The organism is Plantibacter sp. CFBP 8798, from assembly GCF_014841195.1.
GTDB lineage: Bacteria > Actinomycetota > Actinomycetes > Actinomycetales > Microbacteriaceae > Plantibacter > Plantibacter auratus.
The window spans coordinates 1,187,511-1,201,194 of the sequence record NZ_JACYTS010000002.1 but is presented as its reverse complement, the minus strand read 5'-3'; the positions used below and the strand labels follow the sequence as shown (position 1 = coordinate 1,201,194).

Annotated in this window: 12 protein-coding genes, 1 tRNA gene and 1 pseudogene; 9 read left to right on the top strand and 5 right to left on the bottom strand. The window is 69.3% G+C overall.

All coding sequences use genetic code 11. The annotated features are described in order from the left end of the window. A pseudogene (locus tag IFU30_RS12695) lies at positions 1 to 769 on the top strand (hypothetical protein); the annotation flags it as partial. A 74-nt stretch (positions 770 to 843) separates the two neighbouring features. Here the strand turns inward: IFU30_RS12695 and phoU are convergent. Next, a complete protein-coding gene (phoU, locus tag IFU30_RS12690) occupies positions 844 to 1,512 on the bottom strand; it encodes a phosphate signaling complex protein PhoU (protein ID WP_064296372.1) in 669 nt (222 codons plus the stop codon). A gap of 166 nt (positions 1,513 to 1,678) precedes the next feature. Here phoU and IFU30_RS12685 point away from each other — a divergent pair, with 166 nt between their 5' ends. Together IFU30_RS12685 and IFU30_RS12680 are read left to right on the top strand one after the other, a co-directional pair. Next, entirely contained in the window at positions 1,679 to 2,845 is a 1,167-nt protein-coding gene (locus IFU30_RS12685; protein ID WP_079705355.1) for a sensor histidine kinase, read from the top strand. Continuing rightward, positions 2,842 to 3,525, top strand: a complete 684-nt coding sequence (locus IFU30_RS12680) for a response regulator transcription factor (RefSeq protein ID WP_064296370.1) — start codon at positions 2,842 to 2,844, stop codon at positions 3,523 to 3,525. The genes IFU30_RS12685 and IFU30_RS12680 overlap by 4 nt, the downstream gene beginning before the upstream one ends. Before the next feature lie 76 nt (positions 3,526 to 3,601). On the opposite strand, the gene IFU30_RS12675 is transcribed toward IFU30_RS12680, so the two are convergent. Continuing rightward, positions 3,602 to 4,135 carry a hypothetical protein gene (locus tag IFU30_RS12675; protein ID WP_192005412.1) on the bottom strand — a complete coding sequence of 178 codons (534 nt, stop codon included), beginning with the start codon at positions 4,133 to 4,135 and terminating at the stop codon, positions 3,602 to 3,604. Between the two features lie 211 nt (positions 4,136 to 4,346). On the opposite strand from IFU30_RS12675, the gene IFU30_RS12670 reads away from it, so the two are divergent. Both IFU30_RS12670 and ispD read left to right on the top strand, forming a co-directional pair. After that, positions 4,347 to 4,829: a CarD family transcriptional regulator gene (locus tag IFU30_RS12670; RefSeq protein ID WP_064296368.1), complete on the top strand. Its 483-nt coding sequence runs from the start codon at positions 4,347 to 4,349 to the stop codon at positions 4,827 to 4,829. Positions 4,830 to 4,875: 46 nt separating this feature from the next. Beyond that, on the top strand, positions 4,876 to 6,120 hold the full coding sequence (gene ispD / locus IFU30_RS12665) for a 2-C-methyl-D-erythritol 4-phosphate cytidylyltransferase (protein ID WP_192005410.1): 1,245 nt from the start codon (positions 4,876 to 4,878) through the stop codon (positions 6,118 to 6,120). Positions 6,121 to 6,131: 11 nt separating this feature from the next. Here the strand turns inward: ispD and IFU30_RS12660 are convergent, their stop codons facing one another. Beyond that, on the bottom strand, positions 6,132 to 7,244 hold the full coding sequence (locus tag IFU30_RS12660) for a winged helix DNA-binding domain-containing protein (RefSeq protein ID WP_192005408.1): 1,113 nt from the start codon (positions 7,242 to 7,244) through the stop codon (positions 6,132 to 6,134). Between the two features lie 40 nt (positions 7,245 to 7,284). On the opposite strand from IFU30_RS12660, the gene cysS reads away from it, so the two are divergent. Both cysS and rlmB read left to right on the top strand, forming a co-directional pair. After that, on the top strand, positions 7,285 to 8,739 hold the full coding sequence (cysS, locus tag IFU30_RS12655) for a cysteine--tRNA ligase (protein ID WP_159878060.1): 1,455 nt from the start codon (positions 7,285 to 7,287) through the stop codon (positions 8,737 to 8,739). After that, on the top strand, positions 8,729 to 9,739 hold the full coding sequence (gene rlmB, locus IFU30_RS12650) for a 23S rRNA (guanosine(2251)-2'-O)-methyltransferase RlmB (protein WP_064296364.1): 1,011 nt from the start codon (positions 8,729 to 8,731) through the stop codon (positions 9,737 to 9,739). The genes cysS and rlmB overlap by 11 nt, the downstream gene beginning before the upstream one ends. 96 nt (positions 9,740 to 9,835) lie before the next feature. On the opposite strand, the gene IFU30_RS12645 is transcribed toward rlmB, so the two are convergent. Both IFU30_RS12645 and IFU30_RS12640 read right to left on the bottom strand, forming a co-directional pair. Beyond that, on the bottom strand, positions 9,836 to 11,116 hold the full coding sequence (locus IFU30_RS12645) for a DUF4032 domain-containing protein (RefSeq protein WP_064296363.1): 1,281 nt from the start codon (positions 11,114 to 11,116) through the stop codon (positions 9,836 to 9,838). A gap of 104 nt (positions 11,117 to 11,220) precedes the next feature. Beyond that, positions 11,221 to 12,330, bottom strand: a complete 1,110-nt coding sequence (locus tag IFU30_RS12640; protein ID WP_079705359.1) for an ABC transporter ATP-binding protein — start codon at positions 12,328 to 12,330, stop codon at positions 11,221 to 11,223. A 256-nt stretch (positions 12,331 to 12,586) separates the two neighbouring features. Between IFU30_RS12640 and IFU30_RS12635 the strand changes: the two genes are divergently transcribed. Together IFU30_RS12635 and IFU30_RS12630 are read left to right on the top strand one after the other, a co-directional pair. Further along, on the top strand, positions 12,587 to 13,555 hold the full coding sequence (locus IFU30_RS12635; RefSeq protein ID WP_192005407.1) for a DsbA family protein: 969 nt from the start codon (positions 12,587 to 12,589) through the stop codon (positions 13,553 to 13,555). A gap of 46 nt (positions 13,556 to 13,601) precedes the next feature. Further along, positions 13,602 to 13,677: transfer RNA gene (locus tag IFU30_RS12630), tRNA-Thr, on the top strand. Positions 13,678 to 13,684 lie beyond the last annotated feature (7 nt).

Sequence of the window (13,684 nt, the reverse complement as noted above, 5' to 3'; positions counted from 1 at the left end):
TGTTCCGGCGGCGCCGTCGACCACGACCGGTGACGACAGTGTCGCCGGTGGGAACCAGGTGTCGCCGGTGGTGACCGTACCGGTCACGGTCGGTGGGAACGCCATCTCACTGTTCGGCGATTCGAGTAGTGAGGAGGCGGGTGCGCCTGCCACGTCGGGTGGTGCGGCTGTTCCGGCGGCGCCGTCGACCACGACCGGTGACGACAGTGTCGCCGGTGGCAACCAGGTCCTCGGCGACGTCGGGCTCCCGATCTCGGTGGTGGGCAACGCCGTCAGCGTGATCGGCGACTCCGAGTCGACGGGCACCTCGGCCTCCGCTCCGGCATCGTCCGGCGGCGCCACGTCGACCACGGATGGTGACGACAGCCTCGGCGGTGGGAACCAGATCGACCTCGGCCTGGAGCTGCCGGTCACGATCGGCGGCAACGCGATCTCCGTGATCGGGGACAGCGAGACCGGTGGTCCCGGGACGACCGATCCCACTACCCCGGTCGACCCGACGGACCCCACGGACCCGACCGACCCGACGGACCCCACCACCCCGGTGACCCCCGTCGTGCCGACGGTCCCCGCCACGGTGATCACCACCGCGACGGCGGCGTCCTCGACGGGCTCGAACACGACGGCCTCGGCCGCGCGTTCAGCTGAGCCGACGCTCGCCGACACCGGCAGCGCCGCGGGTCAGCTCCTGCCGCTCGCCGGTCTCGCCACGGTCCTCGGCCTCCTGCTCCTGGCAGGCGGCGCGATCACCCGTCGTCGGATGAGCTAGTCCCACGAACAGACGAGCGGTGTCGACCCGGTCTCGGGTCGACACCGCTCGTCGGGGTGTCCGGGATCAGCTGGTCAGTGGTGCACCGGCGTGGTCGCCTCGGGGATCCAGTCGCCCGTCGCGAGGTACTGGACCTTCTTGGCGATGGAGACGGCGTGGTCGGCGAAGCGCTCGTGGTACCGCGAGGCCAGGGTGGCGTCGACGGTCGCGACGGGCTCACCCTTCCAGGTGTCGCCGAGGACCTTCTCGAAGACGCTGGCGTGCAGCTCGTCGACGTCGTCGTCGTCGTTGCGGATCTCGTCGGCGATGCGCGGGTCCTGGGTGCGCAGCAGCTCCGTCAGCTTGCGAGCGATCGAGACGTCGAGTCGCCCCATCTCGGCGAAGGTGGTCCGCAGGCCCTTGGGCACGGCCTTGTCGGGGAAGCGGTACCGCGACAGCTGGGCGATGTGCTCGGCCATGTCACCCATCCGCTCGAGCGACGCGCTGATGCGCAGCGCGCTCACGACGATGCGGAGGTCGCGCGCGACCGGCTGCTGGCGGGCGAGGATGTCGATGGCGAGCTCGTCGAGTTCGATCGCGAGCTGGTCGATGCGGTTGTCGTTGGCGATGACCTCTTCAGCGACCGCGACGTCCGAGTTGCCGAAGGACTGCGTCGCCTTCTCGATGGAGATCGTGACGAGTTCGGCGATCTCGACCAGGCGATCCTGGACCTCTCGCAGTGACTGCTGGAATACCTCGCGCATGGCTCTGGGTGCCGTCCTTCCGTGACCTGGCGGTGGGCAGGCAGATGCCCGCTCCGCCGATGATGCCGAACCAAGGTTAACAGTTGGGGCACCAAGCGTGAACAGTCGTCGAAGTGGCGGGGTATTCGCGAGTTCGGCGTTCGGCGGACTGAGTAACGTAGTACCCATGGACACCATGTGGTTGGTGCTGATCGCCCTGGCACTCGGCCTCATCGTCGGGGGCGGTTTCGTCGCCCTCATCACCCTCGCCCTCAGACGGGGCGAGCGCGCTGCGACGGTCGTCAACCCGGTCGTGCCCGACGGGGTCGACCAGGTGCTCGAGGCCCTCGACAGCGCGGGCATCGTCGTCGATCCGTCCAACAACGTGCTGAAGGCCTCTCCTGGGGCCTTTGCGCTCGGGCTGGTGCGCGACCGCGTGCTCGACAACCAGGAGTTCATCGACCTCGCGCTCGAGGTTCGCCGCACCGGCGAGGCCGTCACGAGCGACCTGGAACTCGCGCTCGGGCGCTTCGGTGAGGCAACCCGGCACCTGCGCGTGCGGGCGGCGCCGCTCGGGTCGCGGTTCATCCTGCTGCTCGCCGAGGACCACACGGAGGCGCGTCGACTCGACGAGGTCCGCCGGGACTTCATCGCGAACATCAGCCACGAGTTGAAGACGCCGATCGGCGCCATCGGGCTCCTCTCGGAAGCACTCGACACGGCGGCGGACGACCCGGAACGGGTGAAGCGGTTCGCCAGCCGGCTCTCGACCGAGTCGCAGCGACTCACCCGGATGACGGCGGAGATCATCGACCTCTCGCGGTTGCAGGCGGCCGACGCCCTCCATCAGCCGGAACTCGTCCGCCTCGATCGGGTCATCGCCGCGGCGGTGGACCAGAACCGCGTGCCGGCCGAGGCGACCGGGGTGGGGCTCTCCCTCAAAGGCGGCAAGAACCTCGAGGTGTACGGTGACGAGGCCATGCTCGTCGTCGCCGTGCACAACCTCATCTCGAACGCCATCCACTACTCGCCCACCGGCGCACACGTGGGTGTCGGCGTCCGGGCGGTCGACGACGTCGTCGAGATCGCCGTCACCGATCAGGGCGTCGGGATCGCCGAAGAGGACCGCGATCGGGTCTTCGAACGGTTCTTCCGCGTCGACCAGGCGCGGTCCCGCCACACGGGCGGCACCGGCCTCGGCCTCAGCATCGTCAAGCACACCGTCCAGAACCACGGCGGCGAAGTGAAGGTCTGGTCGCAGCTGGGCCGTGGCTCGACGTTCACCATCCGCCTTCCCAGAGCAACGACCCCGCCGGAGGACCTCTCCACCGGCACGGCAAGGAGTACCCCGTGACCCGCATCCTGCTCGTCGAAGACGAAGCGTCCCTGAGCGAACCATTGAGCTACCTGCTCGAACGGGAGGGGTACGAGGTCGAGGTGGCGGAGGACGGCCCCTCGGCGGTCCAGGCCTTCACGGCTCGCGGCGCGGACCTCGTGTTGCTCGACCTCATGCTCCCCGGCATCCCCGGGACGGAGGTCTGCCGTCAGATCCGCGCGGTCTCGAGCACGCCGATCATCATGCTGACCGCGAAGGACTCCGAGGTCGACATCGTCGTCGGGCTCGAGCTGGGCGCCGACGACTACGTCACGAAGCCCTACTCGACCCGCGAGCTGCTCGCGCGGATCAGGGCGGTGCTGCGACGCCGTGTCGAGGCGGACCAGGCGCAGGAGGAGGTGCTGCTCGAGGCCGGCACGGTCCGGATGGACACCGAACGTCATGTCGTCGAGGTCAACGGGGCGCCGATCCCGATGCCGCTCAAGGAGTACGAGCTGCTCGAGCTGCTCCTGCGGAACGCCGGACGGGTCCTCACCCGTGGTCAGCTGATCGACCGGGTGTGGGGGAGCGACTACTACGGCGACACCAAGACGCTCGACGTCCACATCAAGCGCATCCGGTCCCGGATCGAGGCGAACCCCTCGGAACCGGTGATGCTCGTCACCGTGCGTGGGCTCGGCTACCGCTTCGAGGCCTGACGCAGGTCCAGTACGGACGAACGCCCCGCAACTCTGAGAAGGTGCGGGGCGTTCGGTCGTGTGGGGCGACGGAGCGTTATTCGGTCGGCTCCGTGGTGGGCGTCGCGAGCGGCGTCGGCGTCTCGGTGGGCTCATCCGTCGGCAGCGGCGTCGGGACGAGCGTGGAGTACTCGAGCAGCTGGCCGGTGAGGACCGGCACGCTCGCCGTGGCGCCCGTCTCGTCGCCGTACTGGAAGAAGACGTCCAGGACGGCTCCGGGCTGCGTGCCGAGGGACTCGATGCGCAGCGGGTCGTTGGCTCCCGAGCCGTCGAACGTCGTCAGGCCGGGCTCCGCGAGGACCTGGAACTGCTCGTCCTTGCCCTCGATCTCGATCAGCACCGTGTGGGCGCGGTCGTCGCGGTTCGCGACGCTGAAGACGAGGTTGCCGGTCTCGCCGTCGTCGGAAACGACGATGGCGTTGCGGACGGCCACGGAGCCGACGGTGACACCGACGCCGTCCGAGGCGTCGTAGTGCTTCAGGGTCGCCTGCGGCGCGATGAGGTTGCAACCGCTCATGCCGAGTGCGACAGCACCCGCGACGACGATGGAAGCGATGAGACGCGCCTTCACAGAACCCTCCAAGATGTGGTGGCCCCGGGCGCAGACGAATGACAGGTGTCCCGGGATCCGGATTCGAGTCTAGCCCACGGCTGCGAAGGGGTGTGGCCGGGTCGTCGACCCGTGATCGGCCGGTGCGCCACCCGGTCCGCGGGGCACCCGGTGCCCGGCTCTGACCAGGGGTCTCGTGGTATTCTGGGAGACGCTGAAGGGACCGAGACCCATGATCTTCGAAGTTGGCGAGACCGTCGTCTACCCGCACCATGGCGCCGCGACCATCACCGAGGTGAAGACCCGGATCATCAAGGGCGAGGAGAAGCTCTACCTCAAGCTCCGCGTCACCCAGGGCGACCTCATGATCGAAGTCCCGGCCGAGAACGTCGACCTGGTCGGGGTGCGCGACGTCATCGGACGCGAGGGCGTCGACCGCGTGTTCGACGTGCTCCGTGCGCCGTTCACCGAGGAGCCGACGAACTGGTCCCGCCGCTACAAGGCGAACCTCGAGAAGCTGGCCTCGGGCGATGTCATCAAGGTCTCCGAGGTGGTTCGCGACCTGTGGCGTCGCGACCAGGACCGGGGCCTGTCCGCGGGCGAGAAGCGGATGCTCGCGAAGGCCCGCCAGATCCTGGTCTCCGAACTGGCGTTGGCGGAGCAGACCGACGAGGAGCAGGCGTCGTCCGTCCTCGACGAGGTCCTCGCCTCCTGAACCGACCGTCCGTTCGGGCGGGGCGCCCGAGAAGTAGGCTCGTGGCATGACTGCGATCGACGAACCGGGTGCCGTTGCCGACCCATCCCTGGACGGCCCGGCTGTCGGCGTGATCGTCGTAGCGGCGGGCAGTGGGACGCGTCTCGGTGCCGGGATCCCGAAGGCGTTCGTGTCGCTCGCCGGCAGCACCGTGCTCGAACACGCGCTCGCTCCGGTCTTCCGCCTGCGGGACGCGGTCCAGGTCGTCGTCGTGGTCCCAGCGGACCGCGTCGGTGAGGCGGAGACGATCGGTCGTCGCGCGGCGGGGAAGGCGGCCGACCACCTCCGCGTCGTCGTCGGAGGCGACACGAGACAGTCCTCCGTCCTCGCCGGACTCGCCGCCCTGTGGCCGGGAGTCCGCACGGTGCTCGTCCACGACGCCGCACGAGCACTCACCCCGACCGAACAGTTCGAACGGGTGATCGACGCCGCCGCGCGAACGGGGTGGGGGGTCGTGCCGGGGCTCCCGGTGACCGACACGATCAAGCGCGTCGACGCGAGCGACCTCGTCGAGCAGAACGTTGATCGGGCCGCCCTCAGAGCCGTCCAGACACCGCAGGCGTTCCCGTGTGATGCCCTCATCGTGGCCTTTCGCGTCGCCGAGGACCGCCTCGCGGCGGCCACCGACGATGCGGCGCTCTACGCGGACGCCGGACATCCCGTCCTCACGGTCGCGGGATCGGAGGCGGCGTTCAAGATCACGACCCCGTGGGACGCCCAGCGTGCTGAGCGACTCCTGGCGGACCGAGGCCGAGAGCGCGAGGTGGGCGCACGGCCGACCTCCTCGATCAGGACCGGCATCGGCGTCGACGTCCACGCCTTCGCCGACGACGGCGAGCTGAGCCTCGCGGGCCTCAGCTGGCCGGGGGAACGGCCGCTGGCCGGACACAGCGACGGGGATGCGGTCGCCCATGCCATCGTCGACGCCCTGCTGTCCGCTGCCGGCCTCGGCGACATTGGCTCCATGTTCGGCACCGATGACCCCCGCTTCGCCGGGGCGAGCGGCGAGGTCTTCCTGCGGGCAGCTGTCGAACGGCTGCACGCCGCGGGCTTCGTCGTCGTCAACGTCGCGGTGCAGCTCGTCGGCAACCGCCCGCGGTTCGCGCCCCGTCGGACGGAGGCGGAGGGCGTGTTGAGCGCGCTCGTCCACGGGCCGGTCAGCATCGCGGCGACGACCACGGATGCGCTTGGGTTCACCGGCCGTGGCGAGGGTGTCACAGCCATCGCCACCGCCCTCATCGAGCGCCGCTGACGGGTCGGTCCTCAGCCGGCGGACGTGCCCTCGTCGACCGACGCACCGAGCCCGAGGTACCGGCCGTATTCGCCAGCGGCTCGTCGGAACCCCGCCTGCACCCGCTGCGACAGCGGTTGGAACGGCGTCGGGGTGACGACGACGACGGTCGCGCTCGTCCGTCGGCGCCAGGTGCCGACGACGCGTCCGTCGACGGCGATCATCGGGAGGAAGATGCCGTTCGCGCCGGGGACGATTCGGTCTGCGAACGCCGCCGGGAGCGTCAGCTCGCGGTCGCGGTAGCCGAGGAGCAGTTCGTCGAATCCGGGAAGCGCGAGCACCCGTGGTCGCCGTGGAGCAGGTGACGGCTCGATGCCCTCGGACGCCGACCAGCGGGTGACGCCGTCGCGCGACTCGGAGACCAGCCGTCCGGCGGCCACCTCGACGCCGCGTTTCGCCTGTGCGACGGTGAGCTTGGACCACCAGGTGAGGTCGGCGATCGTCGACGGGCCGTGGCCGGTGAGATACCGGACGACGAACTCGCCGAGCGCCTCGTCCGCCTCGAGCACCCGCGGTGCACGGATCCACTCCTCAGTCAGGACGAGTGCCTGCTGTCTTCCTGCTGGAGGTCCCCAGCAGACCACACCCGACATCGCGAGTTCCATGATGAGGTGGGCGCCCCGTTGTCCGTCGATCGGGATCCCGGCATCGGTGTGGGCCGTCAGCAGCTCATCCCTCGTCACGCGCCGATGCCCGCTGAGCAGTCCCTCGGTGAGCGCACGCGAGCGCGAGAAGGTCTCGGCATCGAGCTCCAGCTGACGGTGTCTGGCCGCGATCGTCGAGCGGACCCGCGGGACACCGAGTCCGAGCAGCCACCCGAGGTCCTCTGCGGCGACGAGATGCAGGGTGCCGCGCATGGGCCAGGACCGGACGATCGAGCCGTCCTCGAGCGCAGCGAGCACCGCATCCATCGTGGCGCCGCTCGACCTGACGCCGACCGCCCACAGCGACGAAGCGAGGTCTTGGGCCTGGATCGCGAGCAGCCGCGAGACGACACCCGTGGGGGAGCGGTGATCGGCTCCGGCGAGGAGCTGGGCCGCGAGTCGCGCGCGGAGAACCTGCTGGTCGTCGCGTCCCGTGGTCATGGGACCATCATGCCCGGACGACGGCGGCTAGTCTGGTCTCGTGGCCCTCCGACTCTACGATTCGAAAACGCAGTCCCTCCGGGATTTCGTGCCGCTCCGCGAAGCCGAGGCGGGGCTGTACGTCTGCGGACCGACCGTGCAGTCCTCTCCGCACATCGGACACCTGCGCAGCGCGCTCGTCTACGACCAGCTGCGACGCTGGCTGACGGCCTCAGGGGTTCGCGTCACGCTCGTCCGCAACGTCACCGACATCGACGACAAGATCCTCGCGAACGCCGCCGCCGGCGTCGAGGGCGGGTTCGCCCAGCCCGGCGAGGAGTGGTGGGCGCTCGCCTACCGGTACGAACTCGAGTTCACGGCCGCCTACCGTGCCCTGGGCATTTTGCCCCCGAGTTACGAGCCACGCGCGACGGCGAGCATCCCCGAGATGCAGGAGCTCATCGAGCGGCTCATCGACGCCGGGCACGCGTACCCGGCTCCCGACGACTCCGGCGACGTCTACTTCGACACCGCCTCATGGAGCCGCTACGGCGAACTCACCCGGCAGAGCGCCGAGCACATGGAGGCCGCGACCGACGCCGACCCGCGCGGCAAACGCGATCCCCGCGACTTCGCGCTCTGGAAGGGCACCAAGCCTGGGGAGCCGCGCTCGGCGAGCTGGATGTCGCCCTGGGGCGAGGGACGGCCCGGCTGGCACATCGAGTGCTCGGCGATGTCGACCAAGTACCTCGGCGAGGAGTTCGACATCCACGGCGGCGGACTCGACCTCCGCTTCCCCCACCACGAGAACGAGCTCGCCCAGTCGAGCGCAGCCGGCGACCCCTTCGCCCGGTACTGGTTGCACAACGGGCTGGTCGCCGTCACGGGCGGGCAGAAGATGTCGAAGTCCCTCGGCAACTCCGTCTACGCAGCCGACCTCTTGGCAGCAGCCCGGCCGCTCGTGGTCCGCTACTACCTCGGTGCAGCGCAGTACCGATCGACGCTCGAGTTCCATCCGGGCGCACTCGCCGAGGCCGAAGCCGCACTCGGACGCATCGAGGGCTTCCTCGATCGTGCCGCCCGCGCCGACCTGCTCACCGAGACGACCACGGCCGCCAGTCGAGCGACGCTCCCGGCCGCCTTTGTCGAGGCGATGGACGACGACCTGAACATCCCCCGCGCGCTCGCCGTGTTGCATGACGCCGTGCGCGTCGGCAACGCCGCCCTCGATGGCGGCGACGACCTGGCGACAGCCCGCGAGCGTGCGGTCGCCGTCCTCGACATGACCCGGGTGCTCGGCATCGACCCGACCGACCCTTCGTGGTCGTCGGGCACCGACCCCGTCACTCACCGATCCCTGTCCGCACTCGTCGAGCGTCTGCTCGTCGATCGCGCGGACGCCAGGGTCGCCAAGGACTTCGCAGCGGCCGACCGGATCCGCGACGAACTCACAGCGGCTGGGATCACCATCGAAGACACCCCGTCCGGAGCACATTGGAGTATCAGTGGCAAGTAAGCCTTCCCGCCCGACCGGGCCGAAGAAAGCGAAGAAGGGTCCCACCAAGGGCACCGGCGGCCTCGGCCGCAAGGCGCTCGAGGGTCGTGGACCGACCCCCAAGGCCGAGGACCGCGCCTGGCACCCGGCCGGCAAGCGGAAGGCCGCGCAGGAGCGTTACGCGGCCTCCGGCGGCACCGGCAAGCCGAGGCAGGCGGCCGGCCAGAACGGACGCCCGTCCACGAACGGCCGGACCAAGCAGAAGTCGAGCGACGAGTCCGAGGTCGTCACCGGCCGCAACTCCGTCCTCGAAGCGCTCCGCGCGAAGATCCCAGCCACCACGCTGTACGTCGCGACCCGCATCGAGATGGACGACCGGGTGAAGGAGGCGCTCAGCATCGCCACCCGACGCGGGATCCCGGTGCTCGAGGTCATGCGTCCGGAGCTCGACCGCATGGCCGGGTTCGACGGCGTGCACCAGGGCCTCGCCATCAAGGTGCCGCCCTACGAGTACGCGCACCCCATGGAGTTGCTCGACCAGGTCATCGCCCGTGGCGAGAACCCGTTGTTCATCGCCCTCGACGGCATCACCGACCCCCGGAACCTGGGTGCGATCATCCGATCGACCGCAGCCTTCGGTGGTCACGGAGTCATCCTGCCGCAGCGCCGGAGCGTGGGCCTCACCGCCTCCGCGTGGAAGACCTCGGCAGGAGCGGCGGCTCGGACGCCGGTCGCGATGGCCGCCAACCTCACCCAGACGCTCAAAGCATTCAAGGAGCGCGGCGTCTTCGTGATCGGTCTCGACGGCGACGGCGACGTCTCCCTTCCCGGGCTCGAACTCGCCGACCAGCCGATCCTCGTGGTCGTCGGCAGCGAGGGCAAGGGCCTGTCCCGCCTCGTCACCGAGACCTGCGACGCGGTCGTGTCGATCCCGATCTCGGCCTCGACCGAGTCGCTCAACGCCGGGATCGCGGCCAGCGTGACGCTGTACGAGATCGCGCGTCGCCGGAACGCCGAGTAGGCGACCGGCGCTCGCGCCGCACGAACGAGGACAGGCCCTCGGAACGGATCTCCGTTCCGAGGGCCTGTCTGTCGTCAGTCGAGGAGACGGACGTGGTCAGACGAGGTCTCGCCAGTCGACCGGTCCGGTCATGGCGGCGGGGATGCTGATCGCCTCGGTCGGTGGCACGATCATGGTCGCCTCGTCGCGGCGGTGGCGCAGGACGGTGTTCACGTAGGAACCGACGGCTTCCGCCAGAGGGATGTCGCGACCCTCGTTCTGCGCGAGGAACCAGCGGTGCTCCAGGAGCTGGTGGAAGATCTCGGCGGGCTCGAGCTTGCCGCGGAGTTCGCGGGGGATCGCCTTCACCACCGGTTCGAACACGCGGATGAGCCACTCGTGCGCCGCCATCTCCTCGTCGAACCCGTCCTTCCCGAACGAGGCCGAGTAGGCGTCGAGGTCGTTGAGCAGGCGCCTCGCCTGGTTCTCGCCGGCGTCGAGGCCGGTGAGCCGCAGGAGGCGGCGCTGGTGATGTCCGGCGTCGACGACCTTCGGCTGGATCCGCACGGTCGAGCCCTCGTCGGTCGTCTTGATCGCGAGTTCCTCGATGTCGAAGCCGAGTTCGTTCAGACGGTGGACGCGCTCGGTGATGCGCCAGCGCTCAGACGCGTCGAAGGACTCGGAGCCCGTGAGCTCCTTCCAGAGGGACCGGTAGGCGGCGACGATGCCGTTGCTCACGGTGACGGGGTCGAGTTCGGCGTCGGCGCGTCCGCCGGCCTCGAGATCGAGGAGCTCGCCGGCGATGTTCACCCGGGCGATCTCGAGGTCGTTCTCACGCTGCCCGTTCGACAGGCCGCCCTCGTAGAGCTTGCCCGTCTCGGCGTCGACGAGGTAGGCCGCGAAGGCGCCAGCGTCGCGCCGGAAGAGCGTGTTCGACAGCGACACGTCGCCCCAGAAGAAGCCGACGATGTGCAGTCGGACGAGGAGGACGGCGAGGGCGTCGACGAGGCGGGTCGCGGTGTCGGGTCGGAGGGTGCCCTGGAAGAGCGCGCGGTAGGGGAGTGAGAACTTCAGGTGCCGTGTCACGAGCACGCTCGGCAGCTCACGGCCCTTGCGGTCGCTCCGGTTCGTGATGACCGCGAGCGGGTCGACGCAGGGGATGTCGAGCCGCTGCAGCGTGCGCAGCATGTCGTACTCGCCCTTCGCCATCTCCGCGGTCGTCTCCTTGACGGCGATGACGTAGCCGGACAGGTTCGCGAACCGGACCAGGTGGCGCGAGATGCCCTTCGGGAGCGAGGCGATGGCCTCATTCGGCCAGTTCTCGAGGGGGAGCTCCCAGGGGAGATCGAGCAGCGCCGGGTCGACGGTGGCAGCGGTGATGTTCAATGCGCCGGACATGGTGCGGAGCGCTCCTCGGGGATCGTCGTACTGAGACTGGACAAGCGAAAACGACGATGGCCGAGCGATCGGAGACCGACCGCTCGACCATCGTCGGCGGGAAACTAGATCGAGGAGGACACGACCGGCTTGTTGCCCAGACGCTCACCCGATGCCGAGTCGAACGCGTGCACGTGGTGCGGCGTCGGCGCGAGGAACACCGTGTCGCCGATGTGCGCGTGGTTGCGACCGTCGACGCGGGCGACGATGTCGGTGCGCTTGCCGGAGACGTCGGTGTGGCCGTAGAGGTAGCCGTCGGCGCCGAGCTCCTCGACGAGGTCGACGGTCACCTCGATGCCGGAGCCCGAGTTGCTGGACACGGTGATGTCCTCGGGGCGCACGCCGACCGTGACGTTCTTCGACGGAGCGGCGTCGGTGATCTCGCGCTCGACCGGGATGATGAATCCGCCGAGCTTGATGCCGCCGTCGGCGATCTCGCCCTCGAACAGGTTCATGGCCGGGCTGCCGATGAAGCCGGCGACGAAGACGTTGTTCGGCTTCTCGTAGAGGTCGCGCGGGGTGCCGACCTGCTGCAGGATGCCGTCCTTGAGGACCGCGATGCGGTCGCCCATGGTGAGCGCCTCGGTCTGGTCGTGGGTGACGTAGACGGTGGTGACGCCGAGACGACGCTGCAGCGACGCGATCTGGGTGCGGGTCTGGACGCGGAGCTTGGCGTCGAGGTTCGACAGCGGCTCGTCCATGAGGAAGACCTGGGGCTGACGGACGATGGCTCGACCCATCGCGACGCGCTGACGCTGACCACCGGAGAGCGCCTTCGGCTTGCGGGTCAGGTAGTCCTCGAGGTCGAGGAGCTTGGCGGCTTCGAGCACGCGGGTGGCACGCTCTTCCTTGCCGACACCGGCGATCTTGAGCGCGAAGCCCATGTTCTCGGCGACGGTCATGTGCGGGTAGAGCGCGTAGTTCTGGAACACCATCGCGATGTCGCGGTCCTTCGGCGGCACGTCGGTGACGTCGCGGTCGCCGATGAAGATGTGGCCGTCGTTGACCTCTTCGAGACCGGCGAGCATGCGGAGGGAGGTGGACTTGCCGCAGCCGGACGGGCCGACGAGGACGAGGAATTCGCCGTCGGCGACCTCGAGGTTCAGCTTGTCGACCGCGGGGCGGGTGCCACCCGGGTAGAAACGGGTTGCGTTGTCGAACGTCACAGACGCCATGGTTGTTCTCCTTCACCGGCAGGTACGTGCCGGACGATCCGTTGTGAATGGACGCGAACCCGTCATCGATGGCCGGTTCGCCGTTCCAGTATGCCACGACCACCTGTGAATGGAAGGTCCAGCGGCCAGCGGATCTCTCGGTGGACGCACAGCCGGCTCCCGGCCTGGTTTGGGCCTCTCCCAGGCGGCAGGTCTACGATTACTCTGTTTGGCGCTGCCTCGTCTCCGCAGCGCGAGCCCCCCGAAACGAGGATCAATGTCTGGCGCTGGATCGCAGAACCGACCGACCAAGAACGAACGACGCGACGCGGCACGTGAGAAAGCGCGGGTGCTGCGCGAGCAGCAGAAGCGCCGCGACCGCCGCAACCGGGTGCTGCTCCAGGGCGGCATCGTGCTCGGTGCGCTCGCGATCGTGGCGGTGGTGGCGGTCATCATCGTGACGTCGATCAAGCCCGCTGGACCGGTCCCGACCGCGGCCAAGAACGACGGCTTCACCGTCTCCGCCGGGTTGCAGCTGGTCGGGGCCCCGGCCGGTGCGTCCACACCGACGCCGAGCGCGACCGATCCGGCCGCCCCCGCGGAGCCCGCCCCGGCTGAGACGCCGGCGGCCACCGAGACCCCCGCCGCCGACGGCGTCGAGATCGCCGTCTACCAGGACTTCCTCTGCCCCTACTGCGGTCAGTTCGAGACCACGAACGCCGAGCAGGTCAAGGGCTGGCTCGAGGCCGGCGCCGCGACGTACACGGTGCACCCCCTCGCAACGCTGAGCAACCTGTCGCTCGGGACGCAGTACTCGCTGCGCGCTTCGAACGCGGCCGCCTGCGTCGCGGAGTACTCGCCGAACGACTTCTTCTCCTTCAACACCGCACTGTTCGAGAACCAGCCCAAGGAGAACACCGAGGGCCTGACCGACGCCGAGCTGAAGTCGATCGCCAAGGGCGTCATCTCCGGCGGCGAGAAGAAGATCAACGCCTGCATCGACGACGGCACCTACAAGTCGTGGGTGAAGGACTCGACCGACCGTGCGCGCAGCGGCCCGCTGCCCGGCACCGACGTCGCCAAGGTCGAGGGGACGCCGACCATCCTGGTGAACGGCAAGCAGTACACGGGTTCGCTCACCGACGCCGAGCAGTTCGCGGCCTTCGTCCTCGCCGTCTCGAGCGAGAGCTACTCCACCGGGACGCCGACGCCGGGTGCCAGCGAGTCGCCCGTGACCAACGGCTGATCCGCCGTCATCGTAGGATGGATGGGACCGGGGCCAGCCCCTGTCGGCCGACGTGGCGCAATTGGTAGCGCAACGCTCTTGTAAAGCGTAGGTTACGGGTTCAAGTCCCGTCGTCGGCTCCAGCCGAGA

Excerpts from the sequence above, each read along its gene's own strand:
- IFU30_RS12660 (WP_192005408.1), bottom strand. The coding sequence starts at position 7,244 with ATGACCACGGGACGCGACGACCAGCAGGTTCTCCGCGCGCGACTCGCG.
- IFU30_RS12670 (WP_064296368.1), top strand. The coding sequence starts at position 4,347 with ATGATCTTCGAAGTTGGCGAGACCGTCGTCTACCCGCACCATGGCGCC.
- IFU30_RS12645 (WP_064296363.1), bottom strand. The coding sequence starts at position 11,116 with ATGTCCGGCGCATTGAACATCACCGCTGCCACCGTCGACCCGGCGCTG.
- phoU (WP_064296372.1), bottom strand. The coding sequence starts at position 1,512 with ATGCGCGAGGTATTCCAGCAGTCACTGCGAGAGGTCCAGGATCGCCTG.
- ispD (WP_192005410.1), top strand. The coding sequence starts at position 4,876 with ATGACTGCGATCGACGAACCGGGTGCCGTTGCCGACCCATCCCTGGAC.
- IFU30_RS12685 (WP_079705355.1), top strand. The coding sequence starts at position 1,679 with ATGGACACCATGTGGTTGGTGCTGATCGCCCTGGCACTCGGCCTCATC.
- IFU30_RS12635 (WP_192005407.1), top strand. The coding sequence starts at position 12,587 with ATGTCTGGCGCTGGATCGCAGAACCGACCGACCAAGAACGAACGACGC.
- IFU30_RS12640 (WP_079705359.1), bottom strand. The coding sequence starts at position 12,330 with ATGGCGTCTGTGACGTTCGACAACGCAACCCGTTTCTACCCGGGTGGC.